This is a genomic window from Cellulophaga sp. BC115SP (assembly GCF_009905545.1).
GTDB lineage: Bacteria > Bacteroidota > Bacteroidia > Cytophagales > Spirosomataceae > Flectobacillus > Flectobacillus rivi.
This window is the reverse complement of the sequence record NZ_JAAALB010000101.1, coordinates 1-5,010: the sequence shown is the minus strand read 5'-3', so window position 1 is coordinate 5,010 and position 5,010 is coordinate 1. Positions and strand designations below refer to the sequence as shown.

Sequence of the window (5,010 nt, the reverse complement as noted above, 5' to 3'; positions counted from 1 at the left end):
TTTATAGCATTAGCAGGCATGGGTTTTTCTGCATACCTTGTTTACTCTAATTTACCAATTGCAGGGTCTATTTTTGCTGGAGTTACACTTTTAGCCGTTGTGAACTCATTTTTGAACTTTAGAAAAAATAAGGGAGAAAATAATTAAGACATATACATATTCTTTAGAACAAAAGCGCATCACTACTGGTGTGCGCTTTTCTTTTGTCCTTCAGCTCCCCAAATGTCTTTCAGAAATTAGATATTGAATAGAACTACACTGACATGAAAGACTCCATTCTTGAAAATCCAATCTTTGCCGAAATTCTAAAAAAGTATGTTGATGAAGCCGAAAAGGTGTTTCGTCGAGAGGTAAACGCTCAAGGTATTGTCTTGACGGGTGCCATGCTAAACAGTATCAAGTCAGGTGCTGTCGAACGGGGTAAAGATTATATCAAAGCCTCTGTTCACTACGATATGCTTCTAAGGCTAAAAGACCTTAAACAGCTCAATTTTGAGCGAATGCCTCCTTTGTCTCCATTTATCAAGTATGTCGAAAGAGTAGGTGTGAGTGCCTTTCCTTACATCCCTGGTTATCCCAAAGGTTTGACACCACAGAGCTACACCGCTACAGTTATTCGAATAGCTGAAGGAATACGCCATGCTATCAAAAAAGAACCCAACGTAAAACGGGGTTATCGAGGGGTGTATAATGACCCACTCAAAAATGATATTCTACCCAAATTTTTCTTTGAGCTTCGTCGCCACGCTGGAGCTGGAGCAATACAGGATTTAACCATGAACTTTTCAAAATAGTCTCTACTAAACACGATCTACACCAATGGAATTTAAAGATACCGGAACCCTTGAGCTCAAGGGCCAAACAGGTGATTTGGACAAGAAGCTCAAGGATTTGAATGACAATGCTAAGGCGCTCAGAAAGACCATTAAGGAAATTGAAGAAAATGGCGGTAAGGGTTCTGAAAACTGGAAGAAGTACAAACAGGAATTAAAAGATACCCAACAGGAAGCCGAAAAGTTGAGTAAGTCTATGAAGAGCATGGACGTTAACAAAATGACGATTCAGCAATTGGAGCAACACACAAGAGCCCTAAACAAAGAACTCAAACAATTAGAGCCAGGAACGAAGGCTTTTATCGAAACCAGTAAAAGACTTGGTGACGTAGAAAAGAGGTTAGGAGCAGTAAAAGACGAGGTAAATGATATAAAAAAAGGAGCTGAAGAACTAGGCAAACAAGGCTTATGGGAAAAAATTGCTGTAGGCATAGGCAAAGTTAATTTGGCGTTTAAAGCAGTCATAGCCCTACAGATTATCCAATGGGCTGTTGATTTAGGTAAAGCAATATTTGGTACAACTCAAAAATTAGAGAAGTACGAAACAACATTAAAGGTCGCTCTCGGCTCACAAAAGCTGGCCAAAGAAAGTATGGCAGCACTGAAAGATATTGCTGCAAAAACACCTTTCTCTTTAGATACCGTAACAGAAGCTTATGTTAAGATGGTGAACCGAGGGTTACGCCCAACCAAAGAACAGATGCTTTCAATGGGTGATGTGGCTAGTGCTTTAGACAAGCCATTAGAGCAATTAAATGAGGCTATACTAGATGTAAGTAATTCTGAACGATGGGGTGAGCTGGGAATAAGTGTTAAAAAGTCAGGAGATAAAATTATAGGTAGTTGGAAAGGTCAAACGGTTACAATGGAAGCAACCCAAGAGGGAGCAATGAAAATGGTGGCTGCATTTGGACAAATGAAGGGGGTTGTTGGAATGAATGCCCAAATGATGAACAAGCTTGAGGGGCAAACCTCTAACCTTGGTGACACCTTTATGCAATTGGCTGGAGCTGTAGGTGAGCAGCTCAAACCCGTGTTCTATGCCTTGTTGGCTATTGTTATCAATGTCGCTAATTTCTTGTTAGAGCTGGCCCAGAACTCTGAGCCTGTGGTTACAGTCTTTAAATCGCTTTTCCAACAAGTGACCAACCTATACAACAGTATGATGGGTTTGGTACAACAAATATTCCCAAGCCTTAGTAAACAAACTGTTTCGGCCACGGCGGTTATGAAGGGTTTAGCAGTTGTGTTTCAATCTCTACTTTTACCCGTTAGGGCATCTTTTTTAGCTATCCAAGCCATGATCGAGTCATTGGGTGCTTTGATGTCGGGTGGCAAAGCTTTGGTCAAGTTTTTACAGGGTGACTTTGTGGGTGCTTCCAAAACGTGGGATGACGCTAAAAAGCAGTTTAGCAACATGACCAAACACGCCAACGATAACTTTACCCAAATCAAAAAAGGGTTTAAAGATGCTTTGGTAGACACTCCCAAAAAACTAGAACCTGAAGCCGTTTTGGCAGCAGCTACTACCGAGAATAAAAAGCAAAATGTAGTCACGGAGGAGCAGAAAAAAGCGGCTGAAAAGCGAGCTAAAGAAGCTGAGAAAAACCGAAAGAAAGACGAGAATGAGGAAAAGAAACATCTTGAGCAAATAGCCAAAGCCAACGAAGAAGCACTCAAGCGTATTGCAGAGTATGAAGCCGAAACCAATATCAACTCGATACGTGATGAACTGGAGCGTGAAATAGCCAAAATCAACGAAAAGGCCAGAAAGCGTAAAGCCGAAAATGAAGCTTCGATGGCTGACAAAGCTTTGAAAGAAAAGCTTGAAACTATTATTGAGAAAGAAGCTGAAGCAGAACGCCAAAAGGTCAGGGATGAGTACAAAGCCAAGGAATCCAAGAAGCAGGAAGAAGCGGCTCAAAAGCGGCTTGAAACCGAAAAGCTGGTACAAGAACAGGAGAAAAAAGCTGAAAGCGCTTTGCTCGACTGGAAGGAAGTTCAAGCGGGTACCAATGCCAGAAAGCTGGTTGAAATCCGAAAAGAGCGCCTAGCGCTTGAGCTAAAGTACACACAAGAAAAGTTAGATACTGAACTCCAGATTGAGAAGAAAAAAGCAGAACGTGAAATCAGCGATACCCAGCAGAAAGAAGCGGCTTTAAAAGCGATAGAGGAACGTTACCAAAATGAAAAGAAAGCCCAAACAGCCAAATACACGCAAGAAATTGGCAAGCTAGACAAAGACCTAATCGACGGGAAGGTAAGTAAACAAAAAGCTTGGAGTGATGTCTTTAGTGCTTTTCTGAAAGGAGACGTAAACAAAGCCGTTGAAGCGGCTGGGCAAATTGTACAAGGCGAAGCAGCAGCCTGGCAAAAGCGACTCCAAAATAACCAGGAGAAGTTTCAAATGGTGGGTCAAATGGCGATGCAAGCAGCCAACTTTTTGGCAGATCTGGAAAAAGCCAAAGCCGACAAGGCCATAGCTGAAGCAATGAGAGAACGTGACGAAAAGGTGGCCATTTTACAACAACAGCTCAACCAGAATAGTGCTGATCTAAATGCTGCCATCGATAACGAGCGCTCCGTCAAACAGCAACATACTGAGGCTATCAAGCAATTGAAGGATTCGGAAACAAGCCGAATAAAAGATTTAGAAAAAATTCTCCAAGATGACACGATGGAGAAGGCTGACAAAATCAAGGCTTTTAAAGAAAGTTATTCCGAGTCGTTTCTGGCCATGAAGGATGCCGAAACCGAAAAGGTAAAGCAACTGAAGGAAGAGGAAACAGAGCGACTTCAAAACCTAGAACAGACCCTCAACGAGCAGGTTTGGGATTTAGAGTCACAAATGAGAGTGGCCACCGATAAAGCTGAAAAGGAAGCTTTGGAGGAAAAAATCCGTAAAGCCAAGAAGGAGAAAGAGGAGAAAATGGATGCCGCCGAAAAGACCATGAAAGCGGCTATCAAAGCGGCAGAGGACGAAAGAGACGCCAAAATAAAAGCGGGTCAACAACAGCTCAAGGAACGTTTGGATGAATTGGATGACGAAACCAAGCAGGATAAAGCGTTATCCAAAGAGCGTATCGAACAGGCCAAGCAGGAAATGGACGATAAAATCAAAGCAGCGGAAAAGGAGAAAGCCGAAAAAGTAAAAGCCGCTACTGATGAGAAAAATCGCCAAATCAAAATCAAAATGGACTTGGAAGCGGCTATCAAAGCCGAAAACGAACGTGCTCGACAAATTGAAAAAGCTGAAAAACTCAAAGCCTGGCAAGCTCAGAAAAAAGCTGATACCGCTAGTGCGATTATCACTGGCGCATTGGCGACTATCAAAGCGCTTGCATCGGGTTTCTGGCCAGTAAACTTGGTGTTCGCTGCTATGTCGGCCGTTATGACTGGTATTCAAGTAGCCAAAATCAACTCGCAACCTCAACCGCAATTTCATTATGGTTTTACGCCTCAAGGGAGCAAGCATGAGAAAACCTACGGAAAAGGTGGTATTGCTTTAGTCGATAACAAAACAGGTAAAGAGTTGGGCGAAATGGAAGGAGGGGAGGCCATTGTCAATGCTGACCAGACAGAAATCAATCAGCCAATTATTAAGCAGATGCACGAAAATGCCAAACGTGGTATTAAAAAGCCTGTTTGGCAAACTATGAATATCATGGGCGAAGGTGCCAAACCTTTGGCATTTAAAAACGGAATAACCTCACTCAATACCGCTGGGCGAATGTACCAATATGGGACTATTCTCAAACGCTACGACGACGGTTCGGATGGTTCGTTTACAGCCGACTCGCAAAAGGTCAATGAGTCTGAAGCTGATGTGGAAAAAGCTAAACAGTTGGGCGATGAACAAATCAAATTGTTACGTGAGCAAAATGAAGCACTCAAGAAAATTGTACAGCTGAGCGAAAATGGTGTTTACTTGAGTAATGAGATTAGAATGGCCGTAAACCAAAACGTAGGAGCAACCCGTGGCGTAGAGACCGCCATTCGTCAAACCAATGTTTACAACAAAATGGATACCCTAATCGGAATGATTTCAAACTTGAATGCAAGAGTTAAGTAAAAGTGATTGGTCTATTTGAATAAACGTATTTATATTTGAAGCAGTTTTAATGCACTAACAACTCCACAACTTTTATGATCAAGAAAGTCGAATTTGCAGTGCCGC

General features: G+C 42.2%; 2 protein-coding genes. Both read left to right on the top strand.

Features of this window, described 5'->3' with window-relative positions; genetic code table 11:
* The first annotated feature begins 263 nt into the window (after positions 1-263).
* Positions 264-794, top strand: coding sequence for a hypothetical protein (locus GVN22_RS26740; protein WP_166554068.1), 531 nt, complete (start codon positions 264-266; stop codon positions 792-794).
* 25 nt (positions 795-819) lie between these two features.
* Positions 820-4,905, top strand: coding sequence for a hypothetical protein (locus tag GVN22_RS26735; RefSeq protein WP_166554067.1), 4,086 nt, complete (start codon positions 820-822; stop codon positions 4,903-4,905).
* Positions 4,906-5,010 lie beyond the last annotated feature (105 nt).

Excerpts from the sequence above, each read along its gene's own strand:
- GVN22_RS26740 (WP_166554068.1), top strand. The coding sequence starts at position 264 with ATGAAAGACTCCATTCTTGAAAATCCAATCTTTGCCGAAATTCTAAAA.
- GVN22_RS26735 (WP_166554067.1), top strand. The coding sequence starts at position 820 with ATGGAATTTAAAGATACCGGAACCCTTGAGCTCAAGGGCCAAACAGGT.